14 protein-coding genes are annotated in these 17,337 nt (G+C 44.6%); 5 read left to right on the top strand and 9 right to left on the bottom strand.

What is annotated here, in order from left to right; genetic code table 11:
• Positions 1-5: 5 nt before the first annotated feature.
• The 3 genes from ACNI23_RS03120 to ACNI23_RS03130 all read right to left on the bottom strand — a co-directional run bounded on the left by ACNI23_RS03120 (position 6) and on the right by ACNI23_RS03130 (position 4,142).
• Positions 6-1,568 carry a sensor histidine kinase gene (locus tag ACNI23_RS03120; protein ID WP_420246693.1) on the bottom strand — a complete coding sequence of 521 codons (1,563 nt, stop codon included), beginning with the start codon at positions 1,566-1,568 and terminating at the stop codon, positions 6-8.
• Between the two features lie 205 nt (positions 1,569-1,773).
• Entirely contained in the window at positions 1,774-3,903 is a 2,130-nt protein-coding gene (feoB, locus tag ACNI23_RS03125) for a ferrous iron transport protein B (protein ID WP_420246694.1), read from the bottom strand.
• 2 nt (positions 3,904-3,905) lie between these two features.
• Entirely contained in the window at positions 3,906-4,142 is a 237-nt protein-coding gene (locus ACNI23_RS03130; protein ID WP_420246696.1) for a FeoA family protein, read from the bottom strand.
• 265 nt (positions 4,143-4,407) lie between these two features.
• On the opposite strand from ACNI23_RS03130, the gene ACNI23_RS03135 reads away from it, so the two are divergent.
• Together ACNI23_RS03135 and ACNI23_RS03140 are read left to right on the top strand one after the other, a co-directional pair.
• Positions 4,408-4,728 carry a hypothetical protein gene (locus ACNI23_RS03135; protein ID WP_420246698.1) on the top strand — a complete coding sequence of 107 codons (321 nt, stop codon included), beginning with the start codon at positions 4,408-4,410 and terminating at the stop codon, positions 4,726-4,728.
• A gap of 508 nt (positions 4,729-5,236) precedes the next feature.
• Complete coding sequence (locus tag ACNI23_RS03140; protein WP_420246700.1) at positions 5,237-5,800, top strand: type I restriction enzyme HsdR N-terminal domain-containing protein; 564 nt, start codon at positions 5,237-5,239, stop codon at positions 5,798-5,800.
• An 81-nt stretch (positions 5,801-5,881) separates the two neighbouring features.
• Here the strand turns inward: ACNI23_RS03140 and ACNI23_RS03145 are convergent, their stop codons facing one another.
• From ACNI23_RS03145 to ACNI23_RS03160, 4 genes are all read right to left on the bottom strand, one after another.
• Entirely contained in the window at positions 5,882-6,271 is a 390-nt protein-coding gene (locus ACNI23_RS03145; protein ID WP_420246702.1) for a hypothetical protein, read from the bottom strand.
• Between the two features lie 15 nt (positions 6,272-6,286).
• Positions 6,287-7,252, bottom strand: coding sequence for a hypothetical protein (locus tag ACNI23_RS03150; protein ID WP_420246703.1), 966 nt, complete (start codon positions 7,250-7,252; stop codon positions 6,287-6,289).
• Between the two features lie 182 nt (positions 7,253-7,434).
• Entirely contained in the window at positions 7,435-7,890 is a 456-nt protein-coding gene (locus tag ACNI23_RS03155) for an acyltransferase (protein ID WP_420246705.1), read from the bottom strand.
• A 575-nt stretch (positions 7,891-8,465) separates the two neighbouring features.
• Complete coding sequence (locus ACNI23_RS03160; RefSeq protein ID WP_420246707.1) at positions 8,466-9,374, bottom strand: NAD(P)-dependent oxidoreductase; 909 nt, start codon at positions 9,372-9,374, stop codon at positions 8,466-8,468.
• A gap of 267 nt (positions 9,375-9,641) precedes the next feature.
• On the opposite strand from ACNI23_RS03160, the gene ACNI23_RS03165 reads away from it, so the two are divergent.
• Positions 9,642-10,367, top strand: a complete 726-nt coding sequence (locus ACNI23_RS03165) for a FadR/GntR family transcriptional regulator (RefSeq protein WP_420246708.1) — start codon at positions 9,642-9,644, stop codon at positions 10,365-10,367.
• Between the two features lie 84 nt (positions 10,368-10,451).
• On the opposite strand, the gene ACNI23_RS03170 is transcribed toward ACNI23_RS03165, so the two are convergent.
• Positions 10,452-12,050 carry a sodium:solute symporter family protein gene (locus ACNI23_RS03170; RefSeq protein ID WP_420246709.1) on the bottom strand — a complete coding sequence of 533 codons (1,599 nt, stop codon included), beginning with the start codon at positions 12,048-12,050 and terminating at the stop codon, positions 10,452-10,454.
• Entirely contained in the window at positions 12,050-12,211 is a 162-nt protein-coding gene (locus ACNI23_RS03175) for a symporter small accessory protein (protein WP_320176003.1), read from the bottom strand. Before ACNI23_RS03175 ends, ACNI23_RS03170 begins: the two co-directional genes overlap by 1 nt.
• A gap of 492 nt (positions 12,212-12,703) precedes the next feature.
• On the opposite strand from ACNI23_RS03175, the gene gdhA reads away from it, so the two are divergent.
• Both gdhA and ACNI23_RS03185 read left to right on the top strand, forming a co-directional pair.
• Positions 12,704-14,050 carry an NADP-specific glutamate dehydrogenase gene (gene gdhA / locus ACNI23_RS03180; protein WP_420246711.1) on the top strand — a complete coding sequence of 449 codons (1,347 nt, stop codon included), beginning with the start codon at positions 12,704-12,706 and terminating at the stop codon, positions 14,048-14,050.
• A 106-nt stretch (positions 14,051-14,156) separates the two neighbouring features.
• Positions 14,157-17,147 (top strand): PEP/pyruvate-binding domain-containing protein, encoded by a 2,991-nt coding sequence (locus tag ACNI23_RS03185; protein ID WP_420246712.1) that lies wholly within the window; start codon positions 14,157-14,159, stop codon positions 17,145-17,147.
• Positions 17,148-17,337: the final 190 nt, after the last annotated feature.

Consider the following 17,337-nt stretch of genomic DNA (forward strand, 5'->3'; position numbering starts at 1 on the left):
ATTTTTCAGGCGGGGCTTTTACGTCTTTGCTGAGTTAATTCTATTTGTGCAGATGCGGTCGGAAGTAAAATTTCAAAGGTTGTGCCTTCCGAAGAGGTTTTTGCCACAGAGATTGTGCCCCCATGATTTTTTATGATGCCGTAGGCCATGGAAAGCCCCAGCCCAGTCCCTGGTTCCAGTCCTTTTGTTGTAAAGAAAGGATCAAACACACGTGGAACATCTTTTTTCAGGATGCCGGAACCGTTATCACTGAAGAGAATGCGTACCATGGTTATTTCTTCCTTGAATTCGGTAGTTACATTGATTCTATTCTGTGATGAATCTGTGCGGTAATATAACGCGTCCCGGGCATTTGTCAGAATATTGATAAAGACCTGCTCCAATTCACTGTTGTTGCCCATAACTGAAGGCAGGCGCGAGTGGAATTCTGTGATAAAATTGATATTCAAAGTTTTAAATTGATGAGTCAGCAGTGTGAACGATGAATTAATGACATCATTTACATTCAGAGGCCGCTTCAATGTGTCAGACTGACGGGAAAATTGTCCGAGATGGTCGATTACTTCCGATATTTTTTGGGTATTTTGGTCTATAATTTTAATGGACTCGTTTAAGCCGTAATCAGTTTCCAGAACAGTTATCTCTCTACGCATCATGTAGAGGTTCTTGTTTATGATTGTAAGCGGATGATGTATTTCCTGAGTAATTCCAGCTGCCATTTGGCCAATAGATGCCATTTTTGCTGATTGTACCAGCTGGGCTTGGGTTTCAGCCAGATCTTGGGCCATTGTTTTTAAGCTATCAGCGAGTATTCCGATTTCTCCCTCACTTCTATGAATTTCTGCTGTATAATCCCCGTGTCCGATTTTAGTTACGGCCCGTACAAGGGTATGAATCGGGGAAAAGATGGAACTGAATGTAATAATTGAAGCAAACAATATTGTGCAAACAAGTACTATCAGTAGGATGATATTTATTGTTTGGAAATTCTTGAAAGTAATACGTAATAGGTCATGCGCTTCATCCATTTCTTTTTGTTCATCTTGAATTTGATTGTCTACGATAGTTCGTAGTTCATTGTCGTAGGCAGAGTGGATGCTTTTTTGAAATAGAATTAGAGACTCGCTGGTCCTATTTGCTCGAATGGCTTTAAGTATATTGTCAGATTCATGTATTATGCGGTACGATATTTCGTGGATTTTATTTATAGTATCAATTTCATTTTGTTCAGTATTTAGTTTGTCATCATTGTTGGCAGATACATGCTTGATTTCATCTAGTGTTGTTGTTTTCAGATTTTGAAGATCTTCTTCGAGATTTTTTTTTGCTGTGTTGAATTCTTCTAATTCAAAATTATTTTTTAATATTATACAGTCTGCCACTTCTTTTAACATAAGACTTGATGATGACTTAATACTTTTTAAAAGCCGTAGTTGCTGCTGGGAGTATGCAGCCCTTTCATTTTCAGCTTGCAGTGAATTAGCTGTTAAAATTGTTGTGAATCCCATAAGAACACTGGCAACGAAAATAGAACCGAAGGCAAAAAAGAAATATTTTTTGAGACTCATTTTAGCACTGGGTATATTTGATTGTGATTAAAGAGACATTTATAGTGGAGTAGTGTGAGTTCTGTCCGTAAGAAGTATGAATTTAGTATCTCGTAATTTTGAAAATGAAAATAAAAAAGTCGTTGCCGAAAACTATTTAAAAAAAACGGGCGGAGAATCTTTGAGATTCTCCGCCCGTTTTTAATGATAATTTGAAACGTCAGTTTTACAGATTCAAAGGCTGCAATCCATCCAGCTTATCTGATTCCTTGTTGCCCAGATATTTGAGAGTCGCGTAAATCCCAGCGAGGATGGCGATGGCGATTCCGGCGTAAACAGGGTTTCTGCCTTCTGCGATCTGGTAGAACAGGGTCGCTACGGACCAGCCCAGAGCGGTGCAGTACATCGCCATAACACCGGAGTAGAATCCGCCCATTTCCTGTCTGGTTGCCCCGATTACCGCAAGGCAGGGGAAGTACATGAGTACGAAGAGCAGGTATGCAAATGCGGAGTAGACGGTGAAGTTTGCTGCAAGGTGCTTGTATACAGAAGCATCTGCGCCGATTTCTTCGGATACGGTTGCGCTGTCTTCGCTGATCAGCCCGATTCCGAGCAGGTCAACCGAAGTAACAACACCTACAAGACCGTCAACTACAGTGCCGAAAGCTTCGTTAACTGTTCCGCCGATATCGAGTCCGCCTTCTTCTTCTCCACCCTCAGCAGCAGGGTCAGCAGTAGCCGCAGCGTCATCAAGAGATGCGTACAGGGAGTTAACGGTACCTACGATTGCTTCTTTGGCGAAAAGTCCGGTGAACAGTGCAACGGATGCAGGCCAGTTGTCTTCTTCAATGCCCATAGGTTTGAATACAGGGGAGATGGATTTTCCGGCAATGGACAGTACGGAATTCTGGGAATCTTCGTTGCCGAAGGTCAGCTTGCCGTTATCGATACCTACTGAGTTCAGCATGGAGAGTACGAATACAGCGGTTACAACGATAACACCTGCACGCTTAACAAAACCCTTCATACGCAGCCATGCACTTTTGAAAACTGCACTGATTCTGGGAATGTGGTAAAGGGGCAGGTCCATTACAAAGTGGGACGAAGAGCCTTTGAAAAGAGTGTTTTTCAGCAGGAACCCGGTGAAAATTGCCATTGCCAGACCTGAGAGATAGATCAGGAATACGGCCAGACCGGAATATGCACCGAAGAGAGCCACGCAGAAGAGCGCGTATACAGGCAGGCGCGCACCGCAGGACATGAACGGAGCCATGAAAATGGTCATGAAACGGTCACGCTTGGAAGTAAGTGTTCTGGTGGCCATAACCGCAGGAACAGTGCAACCGAAGCCTACAACCATGGGAATGAATGCAGAGCCGGGCAGGCCTATCTTGCGCATGAAGCGGTCAGCTACAACTGCAACGCGGGCCATGTAGCCGAAGTCTTCAAGGATTGCCAGCGCGAGGAACATGAAAAATACAACCGGAATAAAGGTAGCAACTGTCTGGATACCTGCGCCGATACCGCCAAGGGTTACAGTTACCCATTCCGGTGCGCCGATATTACTCAGCAGGTCCGCAGGGATGTCGATAAAAAGGAGTCCGGCCATGATGTCGAAGAAGTCGATAAATACGGAACCGAGACCGATTGCAAACCAGAAGGTCAGGAACATGGAAATAAGAAACACGGGAATAGCCGCGAACTTGTTCATGACAATGTTATCGACCTTGTTGGTGAAATTCTGACTGCGGTCTTTTTTTTCCTTGAGTACTTTGCTGTAAATGTTGTCGATATGGTTGTACTTTTCAACCGTATCCATCACTTCCTGACGGGTGGGGTGTGAATCGTGCTCCGGGAGTTTTTGTGCTTCTACTGCAAGAGCTGCGACAGCTCTTTCAACAGAATTCCTGTCAACGGCAATTACCGGAATTACTGCGATACCAAGCTCTTTGCTGAGTTTTCTTACATCAATATCAATGCCTTCGTTTTCTGCAACGTCGAGCATATTCAGCAGGATAACGATATGGTCAGTGCGTTCCTTAAGATCCATGGTCAGGAACAGGTTTCGGGAAAGGTTTGTTGCGTCCACAACGTTTACGATCATATCGTATTCACCGCTGCGGATTACACGTTCGGCAACTTTCTGGTCTTCGGTATCAGGGCTCAGGTTGTAGGTCCCGGGGAGGTCTACAAGCTCAACCTTGGTACCGGAAAGGGAAAAAGTTCCTTCGATTTTTTCTACTGTAACTCCGGGCCAGTTACCGACTTTCTGGCGTGCTCCGGTGAGGGCGTTGAAAAGTGTGGTTTTACCGCTGTTGGGTACGCCTGCAATGGCTATTCTTTCTATCTTATGCATGACTAGAGTTCCTCCACCTTGATCTGGTCTGCTTCATTTTTACGTAAGGCCACGCGGCTGCCGCGAATTTCAAAAATCATGGGATCTGAAATTTTAATCGGGGCGAGGGTGATCTGGGTGCCTTCGACAAAACCCATTTTGCGCAGTTTCTTGGCATAATCAGAAGTCTCTGTTTCAAAACCGAGAACAGCGTAAGTACGGCTTTCAAGAATCTTGGAAAGATTTATGTTTTTAGTCATTTGGTGTCTCCGTTTGTGAATGACTGTTATATTGATGCGTGATTTAGAGGTTGAAAATCAATGTCAACTGAAATTCTAACTATACAAGTATGAAATATGCGTCAAGAAGAAAATGAAATTAATTTTCAATTGAAGGTGGAGGGAGGTCAGTGGAGTTCAGGATTAACCATTTTATATGGTGAGATGATGATGAATGGTCTGATTGTTTCAGATAGAGCCCGGCTGATTCAATCCGGTGATTCTCTGTTGGGTATGCGGCAGCGATGTGAAGCAAGGAGCTGCTGTTGTCGGCTTCCTTGATTTCATCAGTTGGAAGAACAGTGTCCAGGAAATGAAAATGAAAAGTATTGCCGCCGCAATGCCAAACTTTATGAGGCACCTCTGTTTCTGCGGATTCTATCGGCCCGTTATGTTTGTGATGAAAATGCTGATCATGATGTTCGGCATTGTGCGGATAGTTGGTAGGGGTGTTAATCCCGCTACCATCATTAATATGGGCTACGAAAATGCTCTGGTGGTTGTTTACGAAGCCATCGGTCCATGCACCACGGCAGTGGTCACAGCTCTCAGTATACGGTGTTATTAAGACCGTAATTATGAGAACCAGAATAGAGGTTCGTATGATGGTATTCATTTTCGTCATATTGTCTAATTGAAATAAAGATTGATAATCAAAGTCGATTAATTTCTATGATTAGAAGCAGTGGAGGTCAAGTAGAAAATGAAAATTGTTTTCAATTAGAGGTTGTTCGAGCGTTAAAGTTACAAATGATTTGGAAGGTGTTTCAAAAAGGAATATTCTTAAGCTTGCGAAAGGCGTTTAAAGTTTTTATTATATAGTAGTTGCAGGGCTCATAGGGAGTTTTGCTTCAAGGATAGAGAAGGGTGGGCGACCTGATCGGCAGGTCGTCCTCCCTTCTTTTGTTTTAAGCACTTGCACAACAACCCGGCATGCTTATATAATTAAGTAATAAATTAACAAGCCAATGACGATGCTCTTTTGGAAAAGGGTTAAGTCGCCGGAGGCGATATCAATTTAATCGAAAGCGCGAAGCGCATCAAAATAAGACCCGCAGGGCCGCCGGAGGCAGAAGATGCATGAAGTAAGTATGGGTGGAACATTACGTGATTACTTGAGTGGCGAAGAGATAGAAGAGACCACTTATGAGGAATTTCGTCAGGCTTTGGCAAAGCTGCTGGTGGAAGAACTTGGTTATCCCAAGGATGCCCTGAAATCCAAAATCGATATTTGTTTCGAAATAGATGGCGAGGAAATGTGCCGCACTATGGATCTCGTTATTTATGACAAAGAGAGCCTCCCGATTCTTCTGGTTATGTTTTGCGCCGGTGATGTTGGCAGCTATGAACGTGAAGCTGTTTGCGCTGGTAAACTCTTTCAGGGGGGACCTGTTCCTTACGTAGTTATTACCGATTCCATGGACGCGTTTCTGTTGGATGCTGTTTCCGGTAAAACATTGGCGCATGGCATGAAGTCCGTGCCCAGTTACGAAGAACTGCTCAAAATGACCGCTGATTACAAACGCGAACCGCTCCCGGCTGAGAAACGTGAAAAGATTGAGCGTATCTTTTATACCTATACCGGATTTCTGCAGGGAACTTGTTGCAGTGAGTCCTGCTCATTGCCTCCTAAAAAGTAGGATGACTGACGTAAATTGGAAATTGAAACAGGCCGCAGCGTGGGACGTTGCGGCCTGTTTTTTAAGATGATGTGCTGATGTCTATATAAATATTTTTACTAACACTTCAAGTACCTTGGCTGCGGCTTCCAGTGCTTTTGCGGTGGCTTTAACCTTTTTCTCTACATCATCGATATCCTGTTTAGCTTGATTTGCAATTTTGGTTGCCTTACCAAGTTTTTTCATACTGTTTTCATAAACGGTTGTCCCTGCGTTAATATTATCCAGACGTATTTTTCTTTTGCGATACTTGATGATTTTAATAAGTCTTCTCAGGTCATCCTTTGCTTCGGAATCAGTTACTCTTTCTCTTACGTATTTAAGCGTTTCAATTGTTTCTTCCAAGAGGGAAATCATTTGTTCTTTAGTGACATTTCCAGAGTGGTTAATTGCTATATCGACTATGGTTTGCATTTCAGATGTTAAGCTCATTCTTTTTTCTCCTTGTTATTTCTTATCTTTCAATAAATCGTCATATGTCTCTTTGATGGACTGGCCCGTGGCAACCAGTTCTTCAATAGTAGCTCTTGCATTTGTGAAATCTGGTTTTGTATTGTTGAGTTCTTTTTGGATTTTGGCGTGGGCGGAGGCAAATAGCTTTGCTGCTTTGTCAACATCATTAGCAAATTCTTTTGTTTTAGGTGATGCTTGACATACTGGCTTGATTCTTTGCAGTAAGGCGATTTTTTGGGCCATATCCAATTTTGGTTTCATTGCGTTGTAGTGCCTTATATGTGCTTCACAAATGTCATTGAGCATATCAACGGCAAGGCTGGAAAAGTCGTTGGTGTCTAGCTGTATCTGCGCACTGATCTCCTTAACAGGTCCTTCTGCCGTGTCTACGGCACTCTTCAGAGCTTTAAATCTTATTTTTTCGGTAATAATTGTTCCTGCAGCATACACAGTTGTTCCTATCGCTGCCGAAAAGGAAGCGTTAGAGTCTTTTGAGATTAAATTTTGCATGTCCTTAACTGAATCATTTACGCTCCGAGCTGCTTTCGAGTAGCTTTCCGTGTTGTCCGCTTCAACTAGGCTTTTAATTCCTGCAGCATATTTTTTGATCGCTGAAAAAGCCTTGAGTCTTTTCTCAATGTCTGCGGCAAGTCTTTTGCTACCTTCTACGGATTCATTATCATTGGGGTTTAATGGATTGGCGGTGATCATTTTGTAAGGATCGGTGAACATACTTTGGGTTGCGTCCAACTCATTGTCTACTGTCATATAAAGATTATATTTCGCGGATAAGTTTTTGAATTCGTTGAGTGCCTTACTTGAAGTATCAAAAACCGATTCCGAAGCTGTAGCAAAATTATTGATCTCGTTTACAGGTTTCGGGCATCCGGTCATAAATGACAGTAGCGTTAGTAGAAGAATGGTCTTTACGGTGTTTATTGTGGTGGGTTGGAAAGACATTTTTTCCTCCATATTGCTGGGTGTTAATTAGATAGATCATTAATAGTGAGCTGTATTATACTAAATCTAATTTAGGGGTCAATATAAGCATACAAAAACCCCTGCATCTTAATATTAAGATGCAGGGGGTATATGTACGCTTGCCTTATGCCGCTAACTTTATTTGATGCTACCATTCAGTGCTAATATTTAACATTCTCACCAACTACCAAAGGATTGCTATCCTTTTCGTAAAATACCTCGGGAGTCCATGTTACATTTTTCTTGATAATCTTTGCGGGATTGCCCGCAGCAAGACTCTGCGGCGGAATTTCTTTGCTGAGAACTGTACGGGCTCCGAGTATTGAATCGTGGCCAACGGTTGCACCTTTCAATAGCACGGCCTCATAGCCGATCCATACATGGTTGCCGATGGTTATATCCCGTCCATGGTTGATGCGCTTACCTGTTGTGGCGTCAACAATTGAGTGGGCATCGCCGGTCCAGGCGTGCACGCCATAGCTTATGAGGCAATCCTCTCCGATTACAATTTTGGTTCCGACCTCAAATGAGATTATCTCTGCCTCGACGATTGTGGTTCCTACTCCTATCGCTATCAGACCTGCTCCATGGATAAGACGTAAAAGACCTGCGCTCATTTTAACATCCCTGCCCACAAAAAGGCGATGACGATCTCCACGTAGAACAATTCTCACTGATCCCAGTTGAGCGCTGGGGTGGATTTTAATTACGTTGTCATTTCCAATAATGTCTATGCTCGCGTTAGATATGCTTGAGCTCTCGTACTCAAGAGAATTTCTATCTCCAAGGATATTGATATTGTCAGTGTTTTTCATTTGGTCGCCAGTTTGACTTGTTATGAGCGGTACCATCAGGGATTGAAGGTCGGTTCCGTGGAATAATTAATTTTGTTATTTATAAATGCTCTTTAGCAATTTTAAGATTAATACGTCAAACTATTCGTTTTTTTTATCCATTTATTTGAACTGAGAATCTTATGAAGACTGTTATCATCAACTTGAACATAGAATGAGATGCAAGACTATAAACCGATTAAACCAATACAACCTAAAAAGAGAAAAGGGTGTAACCAATTTATGTTACGCCCTTTGTTTAGAAACCATATATTTTAATGGCCCCCGTAGTGGAAGCATACATTTGGCTTCACATGTCCGATTCCGTGGATTAGGATTAGTCGATTGTACAGCCGTTCTTATTTTGTGTTGTGATCAAGAACTATCTGTTTATTCAGGTCGCATTTTTCAAAAACTTTAAATAGTCCTTGAATACCTAAATCTTCGTATCCCAAATCAATTGCAAAAGAGTACACACGATCAGCCAGAGCTAATCCTGGTAAAGAAATATTCATGCGTTTTGCTTCATTTAAAGCTATCCCCATATCTTTGATAAAGTGCTTTATGTAAAACCCCGGATTATAGTCTCCACTTGCGATGCGACGACCCAACCCATTGACGCAGACGGAAGCCGCTGCACCAGATCCTATTACGTCAATAACCTCATCAAGGTCCATTCCTGCCTTGTACGCATAAAATAGAGATTCAACTGTCCCTACTATAGTCCCGGCAATTAAAATTTGATTACACATTTTAGTGTGCTGGCCTGCTCCAGAAGGTCCTCTATACTGGATATTTTCGCCCATTACCTTAAATAAATCTTTGACTTTATCGAAGGTTGTTTCAGCTCCACCGACCATAATGGCCAAAGTCGCATCGCGGGCTCCGACATCACCACCTGATACCGGGGCATCTAACGATTCCACTCCCTTGGCACTTGCTTTCATGGCAATCCGTTCTGCGAGTGCAGGTTCAGAAGTTGTCATATCAACTATGATTTTGCCTTTATCCGCATTCGCGAGAACACCATTCTGTCCCAAAATGGTTTCTTCCACATCACGGGGGTAACCAACAATAGTAAAAATGATATCAGCTTGTTGTGCAACTTCAGCCGGTGATTTACACCAGACAGCTCCTTCAGCGATAAGGTCTTTTGCTTTCGACTTTGTGCGATTGTAAATAAACGCTTTATTCCCTGCTTTTAGAAGATGCATACACATTGAAGTACCCATAACGCCCGTTCCAATCCAACCAATCTTTTTACTCATGTCCCGGCTCCGTTTTTAGCGGTCAAATATTTATAGGTGAACTTAAAACAGAATTTCAGCTTTACTTAGCTGAGTTTCCATTGCGCGGCGCATTTATTTTACGTCTTCGCATTGGTTCGCCTTTTGATATTCAGAACATCAGAACGTCAGATGTTCTGAATATCAGATATTGATTGTTTAAAAAAATGTCAATATGGTGAAAACTCACTTTGAGAGTTAGCAATTCAACTTTATCTAGCTACCAGATTTTAACTAAAAGCAGGAATAATGAAACTTAACCAGCCGAAACTTCAGCGCAAACGCCTTTCAGACCAGATTATTGATGAATTGGTTGATCGTATTTCCAAAGGAGAACTCCGCCCCGGAGACAGGTTGCCTCCTGAACCTCAACTTATGGAGCGATTCGGAGTGGGAAGAAGCTCAATTCGTGAAGCAATTGGAGCACTTGAACTATTGGGAGTACTCTCAGTTCGTCCCGGGCAAGGAACGCGTATAACCGAAGCAACGGAAACATCGAAATCAATAGGGTTGTCCCTTATCACTATGGGACGGGGAAAGATTAGAGAACTGGTTGAGGCTAGATCTGAGATTGAGCAAACAATTGTCGGACTAGCAGCTGAAAGGGCAACTGAAGATGATATTGCCCAAATTAAAGGCGAGCATAAAAAGCTTATTCATGCGCAACAGAATGGTCACGATCTTATACAGGTCGATCTTGAATTTCATATGGCAATTGCAACATCATGCCACAACTCGATACTTATAAGGTTCTTTTCTGAACTTCATCGTCCAATGCGTCACTGGATGGAACAAAAAGCGAAATATGACTGGGGTTTTGCAAATGTAGTAGCAGAACATAAGGTAATTATTAATGCAATAGAGTCGGGTGATCCTAAAGCAGCGCAAACAGCAATGAGAGAGCATATTGAGATTGCTGGGAAGAATTTGATCTCTGCCATGCTCAATGACATTGAAGTCGAGAAAGAAGCATAAATATACAATTAAATCTCGAATCGAATAGAAAAAGGGTGTAACCGATATCGGTTACACCCTTTGTTTTGATTATTTGCAGAAGTCTTAGATATTAGCCCAGCAAAGTTTCAGATGTTCTTTGTTCATCTTCGGCGTGATCAGTGCTACCCCGATAGCCAGTGCCATTGAAACGGGCAGGGCGACTACGTTGGGGTCAACCCATTGCAGCAGCCAGATCCATGAGCCCTTGGCAGCGGATGACACAAGGGTGTCCAGTCCGGTCAGGGCCTTGCAAAGCCCGATGGCTTTGGCTTCCTTGACGTGCACGAACAGCAGCCAGAACATGGAAGCGCTGAACCCGCCTACCATAGACACTTTTGCGGCTTTCTTGGTCATGCCTTTCCAGTAAAGACCCAGCAGATAGATGGGCAGGAACGATGCGGCGCAGAGTCCGAAGAAAAAGGCTGTTGCGCGGGCAATGATGGACGGAGGCAGGACCCATGCCCAGAGGATTGCTGCCAGCAGGGTAATGCCAACACCGATCCTGGTGATTTTTACAGATTTTTCCTGCGGAACATTTACAAATCTTTCAAAGAAGTCACGGCCCAGTGCAGTCCCGCCTACGTGATACTGTGAGGAAAGGGTGGACATCCCTGCGGCAAGCATTGCCAGTAGAAATAGAGCGGAGAACCATGAGGGCATCATCTGCTCGATATACATGGGAATGATTTTATCCATGTTACCGCCAGCCACGGCAATGGATATTTTACCTACCGCTTTATAGAAAATCGCGTTGGAAAGAGCCCCGGTAAGGAAGGCAACCCCGGTCATGAGCGGAATGAATATTCCACCGTACAGAACTGCGCGGTTAAGCTCGCGGTCGGATGGTACGGTCATGAAACGCACTGCCAATTGCGGCTGGGCCAGTACGCCGATGCCTACGCCGTAAACAATGGTAGTGTAAATAACCAGCCAGAGCGGTGTTCCGAATTTTGCCCCTTGTGTCCAGCCGATCATGCCTCCTTTTTGGAGTTTGGCAGGCATGAGGTTGACCATGTCAGTCAGGGCCTGATGCGCTTCAGTTACGCCTCCGAGCATAGAATAGGTGGAGACAATGAGGATGATCATCATAGCGGCCATGATCAGCCCCTGAAAAGCATCAGTGTACATGACCGCCTTCATGCCACCGGAAATTACGTAACCCGCAAGAATGACACTGATTAAAATCAAGGCTGTGTCATAGGGGATACCGAAGGAGATTTCCATCATGCGTGAAATACCGATAAGTACCGCTGCAGCGTATACCGGGATAAACAGAAAAATTACTCCGCCGGCAAATCCTTGAATGAACTTGGAATCGTATCGCCGTCCGAGCAGTTCCGGGAAGGTGTGGCTTTCAAGAGCCAGGCCCATTCTACGGGTCCGCTTACCGAAAAAGACCATGGCGATAAGTACACCGACCACGATGGTGGCAAGAGTCAACCAGAGCAGGGGGAATCCGAAAAGACCTGCAGCCCCGCCAAAGCCGATGATGGCGGAAGTGGAAACAAACGTCGCACCGTAGGACATGGCCATGATGAAAGGGTTCATCTGCCGTCCGGCGAGCATGTAGTCAGTGGATTTTTTGGTGGATTGCCAGCCCTTGAAGCCGAGATAGAAAATTACGGAAAGATAAATGCAGGTAATGACGATCTTGGTAACCATTATTTATCCCCTTTACCTTTAACATCTACATTCAGTGCAGTGGCATCGGGTTTGCCTCTTTTATTCCAGTTCAGGATTCCATAAGCCACACATCCTAGCGACGAGAGAATACAGAGCCAGAAGACTGCTGCAATCTCTACGCTTCCAAGTCCTAACATCATTTGAAGCCTCCTGATTTCAAAATTGGTTAAATTTGTAAAAATGCAGTGGTTAGCTCAAATTGCAGAGTTTTTTGGAGGGGCAGGCGGTTTGTGGAAACCCGGGGCAGGAAATAAAAAAGGCCGCGGGCTGGTTGCCTGCGGCCTGGGAGAAAACTCTTTCAACTATCGCTTACGCGAGTGAACACCTCCAGACCACAGGGCTGGTAAAGCTAAAAAAGTTAAAAAAGAAAAATAGAGCTTTGTTGGTGTTCATGATTGCATGTCTACAGTAAGCGTTTACTCACTGTCAACCTGTTTATATTACAATTTGATTCTAATTTATTTGATTGTTTGATCAAAAAGCACAAAATTAGCAAAAAAAAGATGAAAAAATCTTGTGATTTTGTAAAAAGATGTGTGGACTTAGTTGGTTAGTGGTGGAATAAAGGAATTGAAAATTTATTTGGATGTTAATTTCATATCAACTGCTTAAGGCCGATTAGGAGGCTGTGCATGGAAATTTTGGAACTGGTCAAAAACAGGGACCCCAATGAACGTGAATTCCATCAGGCTGTGAGTGAGGTTGTAGAATCCATCAAGCCTGTTCTTGACCGCAATCCCGAATACCGCAGTGCCGGGATTATGGAACGGATTGTCGAGCCGGAACGGGTTATCATGTTTCGCGTGCCGTGGGCTGATGATGACGGCGATGTGCACGTCAACCGCGGGTTCCGCATTGAAATGAACAGTGCCATCGGTCCTTACAAGGGCGGTTTACGTTTTCACCCCTCGGTAAACCTCGGTATTCTCAAATTTCTGGCTTTCGAACAGGTCTTCAAGAACGCTCTGACCTCCTTGCCCATGGGCGGCGGTAAGGGCGGTTCCGACTTTGATCCCAAGGGTAAGTCGGATATGGAAGTGATGCGTTTCTGCCAGAGCTTTATGCTTGAGCTTTCCCGTCATATAGGTCCGGATACTGATATCCCTGCCGGTGATATCGGGGTTGGTGCCCGTGAGATCGGTTACCTTTTCGGGATGTACAAAAAGATCCGTAACGAATTCACAGGTGTGTTGACCGGTAAGGGCCTCAACTGGGGCGGCAGCCTGATCAGGCCTGAAGCTACCGGTTACGGTTCTGTCTATTTCGCAGCTGAAATGCTGAACGCGCAGGGGCAGACTTTCGAAGGTAAGACAGCCCTTGTCTCCGGTTCCGGTAACGTGGCTCAGTTTACCATGGAAAAGCTTCTTGAACTCGGCTGTACTCCGGTCACGTTCTCTGATTCCTCCGGTTACATCTATGATGAAAAGGGTGTTGACCGTGATAAGCTCGATTATATCATGCAGCTCAAGAATGTGCGTCGCGGCAGAGTTAAGGAATACGCTGAAAAGTATTCCGAAGCAGTCTACATTCCGGTTGATCCTGATCTGGGTTACAATCCGCTCTGGAATCATAAGGCCGACTGCGCATTTCCATCTGCCACACAGAACGAAATTAACGGCAAGGATGCTTCAAACCTCGTAGCCAATGGCGTGCGTGTGGTATCCGAAGGCGCGAATATGCCTACCATGCCTGATGGAGTCGACATTTTCCTTGATGCCGGACTTCTCTATGGTCCGGGTAAGGCTGCAAACGCTGGCGGTGTGTCTGTTTCCGGTCTTGAAATGAGTCAGAACAGCATGCGCCTCAACTGGCCCCGCGAGGAAGTTGATCAACGCCTCAAGCATATCATGCATAATATCCACAAGTCCTGCATGGATACTGCCGAGCATTACGGAACTCCGTTAAACTACGTGAACGGTGCGAACATCGCAGGTTTCGTAAAGGTCGCTCAGGCCATGTTAGATCAGGGTGTTGTATAAAACAGTTTCATATTATATTGTTATATAACGAATCTGACCAAAAAGGCGGACTGCGATGATTTCGCTGTCCGCCTTTTTTTGAATTTATCCAATTGCGGGGCATCATATGGAAGACAAAATGAGGTTTTTGGGCGGGCAGAGCCGCAAGTTCAGTCTTTACCATGACCTGATGCAGGTTAAGGTACGGGACATTTTGTTGATTTCCAGCCCCTATGATGCCTGGGTCATGGAAGAAGACAGTCGCATTTCCGAACGCATTGTCAGCGAATACCGTGGCTTGAATTTGAGCCGTCCCCCGCGTCTTACATGGGTTTCCAATATTGACGAAGCTCTTGAAATTCTTGATGTGCGTTTTTTTGACCTTGTTATCATCATGCCTCATCTGACCAATATGGATTGCTGCGATATGGGGCGGCGCATCAAGGATAAAATTCCGGGTATTCCGGTGGCAATGCTGGCTCATAAGCAACTGGCCGTTAACGATGAAACTTTCTGTGACGGCACGGACCGTCAGTTTGTCTGGTCCGGTGATGCCGAACTGCTGGTGGCTATGGTCAAGAACTTGGAGGACTTGCTTAATGTTGAGCATGATACTTCCGAGGTCGGGATCAGGGTCATTATTGTTGTGGAAGATTCTCCGCGCTATCTGGCTTCTTTTTTGCCTATCCTCTACAAAGAATTGGTCCGCCAGACTCAGGCAGTGCTTGAAGAAGGTCTGAATTCCGAACACCGTCTGTTGACCATGAGGGCTCGCCCCAAGATACTGACCGCCCGCACCTACGAAGAGGCTATGGTTCTTTTTGAGAAATATGAGCCATATATTCTGGGTGTGATTTCTGATGTCCGCTTCCCGCGTATGGGCATACTGGACGGTAATTCCGGCATAGAACTGCTTAAGAGTATCAAAGAACGTCGTGATGATATCCCGTTGCTCCTGACCAGTAATGAACCGGAAAACAAGGAACGTGCCGAGGCTGTCCCGGCCTGTTTTGTGGATAAGAACTCACCGGATTTGATGTCCGAGGTGCGTAAGTTTGTCATGGAGCATCTTGGCTTCGGCGATTTCATTTTTCGCGATCTTGAAGGTAATGAGGTTGCGCGGGCTTCCAGTCTGTATTCTCTGGAGAAAACTCTACGTAAGATTCCGCAGGATATTTTCATGCGCCATTGCCAGCTTAATGATTTTTCACGTTGGTTTTATGCTCGTACGGAAATAGCTCTTGCCAATACAATTCGGCCCATTCGTGAAAATGATTTCCCTGATGTGGAAACCCATCGTGAACATATGCGTACTCTGATCAGGGAAAGGCGTTTGCAGCGGCAGCAGGGGGTCATTGTTTCCTTTAACCCGAAAGATTTTGACCCTGATACTGATTTTTTGAAGATCGGTGCCGGTTCGCTGGGCGGGAAGGCTCGCGGAATGGCCTTTATCTGTTCTATGCTGGCCCGTAATTCATGGCTGCATGAAAAATATGAAGATGTGGTCATCACCGCACCGCGAACTCTTACCATCGGAACTTCCGGCTTTGATGACTTTATGGAGATGAATGACCTTTCCTATCTCGCCACCACCGACCTTGAAGATGATAAGGTGGCTGAGATTTTCAGAGAGGCTTTCTTTCCCGGCTGGATTGAGGCTCAGCTGTGGGCATATTTGAAGGAAGTGAAATATCCGCTTTCCGTCCGTTCATCCAGTTTGTTGGAAGATGCACAGTATCAGGCATACGCAGGTTTATATCAAACCTACATGATTCCCAATGATCATTCGGATATTGAGCAACGTTTGAAGCAACTCGTTGATGCAGTAAAGCTGGTCTGGGCGTCTACTTATTACAAGGCTCCGAAATCCTTTTCTCAGCGGGTGAATCAGCGCACAGATGAAGAAAAGATGGGGGTGATTATTCAGGAGGTAGCCGGACAGCAATATGGCGATTACTATTTCCCGGCTATTTCCGGAGTAGGGCAGTCTTACAACTATTACCCTTTTGGAAAGATGAAACCGGAACACGGGGTAGCAACCATTGCCCTTGGTATCGGTAAGTCGGTGGTAGATGGTGAACAATGTATTCGCTTTTCGCCTAAATATCCGAAGATTCTGCCTCAATGTCCGACCTTGCAGGATTCGCTTAAGAATGCCCAGACGTCCTTTTACGGGCTTCGCTTGGGGAATGGCGAGGTTTATGACATCCACGGAGATGCCAATCTTGAGAAGCTGGATATTGCTGATTTTGAGGATTCAGTTCCGGTTCGCAAACTGGCTTCCACTTATCTGGCTGATGAGGGCAGAATCAGGGATACGGCGGCACTTCCCGGGCCCAAGGTTGTTCTTTTCGCTCCGGTATTAAAGCATAAGTTGCTTCCGCTTCCTGGTGTACTGATCGATGTGCTTAACCTTGCTGAAAATGGTATGGGCGGTCCGGTGGAGATGGAATTCTGCATCAATATGTTTGAGGATGGCCGTAAACCAGAATTCAACCTCTTGCAGCTTCGGCCTATGAGTGCCCGCGCAGACCTTAACCGCATTGATATCTCCGATCTGGAATTGAAGGAAGCGGTCTGTGTTTCCAGTCATGCTTTAGGCAATTCCGAAAAGGATGACATTGTTGATCTGCTTATTGTCCGGCCCGACTCCTTTGATGTCGCTAAGACCCGACAGATCGCAATGGAAATTTCAGCTATAAACAGCCGCCTTATCAAACAGAATCGCAAATATCTGTTGGCTGGTCCGGGACGTTGGGGTTCTGCGGACCATTGGCTGGGCATTCCGGTAGAGTGGCCCGATATTTCAAATGTTTCTGCAATCATTGAAACTTCCTGTGATGAACTTAAAGTTGAACCGTCACAGGGCTCTCATTTTTTTCATAACATTACGACCTTGGGCATTAACTATCTGATGGTACTTGATAAGCCCGGTGATTTTATGAACTGGGAATGGTTTCAAAACCAGCCGACCGTTGAAAAAGGTGAGTTCATAAGTCATTTGCGGTTGCCAGCTCCGGTCATACTGAAAGTTGATGGGCGTAGTTCTCAGGGAGTAATCCTTCCGGCTAAGGGAAGTGAAGATTATTGCCTGTTACGTGAGTGCATTGCGGAATAAATTTCCTTTATACTGAATATCTTTGTTCGAGAGTCCTTTAGGGTCTTAGAGTGTTTTCCAATTTTTTTGAATGTTTTTTTATCCTTTCTTTGTGGTTCCTTCTTGTGTATAAACAACGCATGAGTGGTTACTAATATATTATTGATTTGTAAAAAATTATGCAGAAAAATTCTTTATTTCGTGCTGCTTA

Source organism: Maridesulfovibrio pacificus (SeqCode) (genome assembly GCF_048612815.1).
In the GTDB taxonomy this organism is placed as follows: Bacteria; Desulfobacterota; Desulfovibrionia; order Desulfovibrionales; family Desulfovibrionaceae; genus Maridesulfovibrio; species Maridesulfovibrio pacificus.

Coding starts and splice junctions, on each gene's coding strand:
- ACNI23_RS03155 (WP_420246705.1), bottom strand. CDS start 7,890: ATGAGCGCAGGTCTTTTACGTCTTATCCATGGAGCAGGTCTGATAGCG.
- gdhA (WP_420246711.1), top strand. CDS start 12,704: ATGGAAATTTTGGAACTGGTCAAAAACAGGGACCCCAATGAACGTGAA.
- ACNI23_RS03160 (WP_420246707.1), bottom strand. CDS start 9,374: ATGAGTAAAAAGATTGGTTGGATTGGAACGGGCGTTATGGGTACTTCA.
- feoB (WP_420246694.1), bottom strand. CDS start 3,903: ATGCATAAGATAGAAAGAATAGCCATTGCAGGCGTACCCAACAGCGGT.
- ACNI23_RS03145 (WP_420246702.1), bottom strand. CDS start 6,271: ATGAGCTTAACATCTGAAATGCAAACCATAGTCGATATAGCAATTAAC.
- ACNI23_RS03140 (WP_420246700.1), top strand. CDS start 5,237: ATGCATGAAGTAAGTATGGGTGGAACATTACGTGATTACTTGAGTGGC.
- ACNI23_RS03120 (WP_420246693.1), bottom strand. CDS start 1,568: ATGAGTCTCAAAAAATATTTCTTTTTTGCCTTCGGTTCTATTTTCGTT.
- ACNI23_RS03130 (WP_420246696.1), bottom strand. CDS start 4,142: ATGACTAAAAACATAAATCTTTCCAAGATTCTTGAAAGCCGTACTTAC.
- ACNI23_RS03150 (WP_420246703.1), bottom strand. CDS start 7,252: ATGTCTTTCCAACCCACCACAATAAACACCGTAAAGACCATTCTTCTA.
- ACNI23_RS03165 (WP_420246708.1), top strand. CDS start 9,642: ATGAAACTTAACCAGCCGAAACTTCAGCGCAAACGCCTTTCAGACCAG.
- ACNI23_RS03175 (WP_320176003.1), bottom strand. CDS start 12,211: ATGATGTTAGGACTTGGAAGCGTAGAGATTGCAGCAGTCTTCTGGCTC.
- ACNI23_RS03185 (WP_420246712.1), top strand. CDS start 14,157: ATGGAAGACAAAATGAGGTTTTTGGGCGGGCAGAGCCGCAAGTTCAGT.
- ACNI23_RS03170 (WP_420246709.1), bottom strand. CDS start 12,050: ATGGTTACCAAGATCGTCATTACCTGCATTTATCTTTCCGTAATTTTC.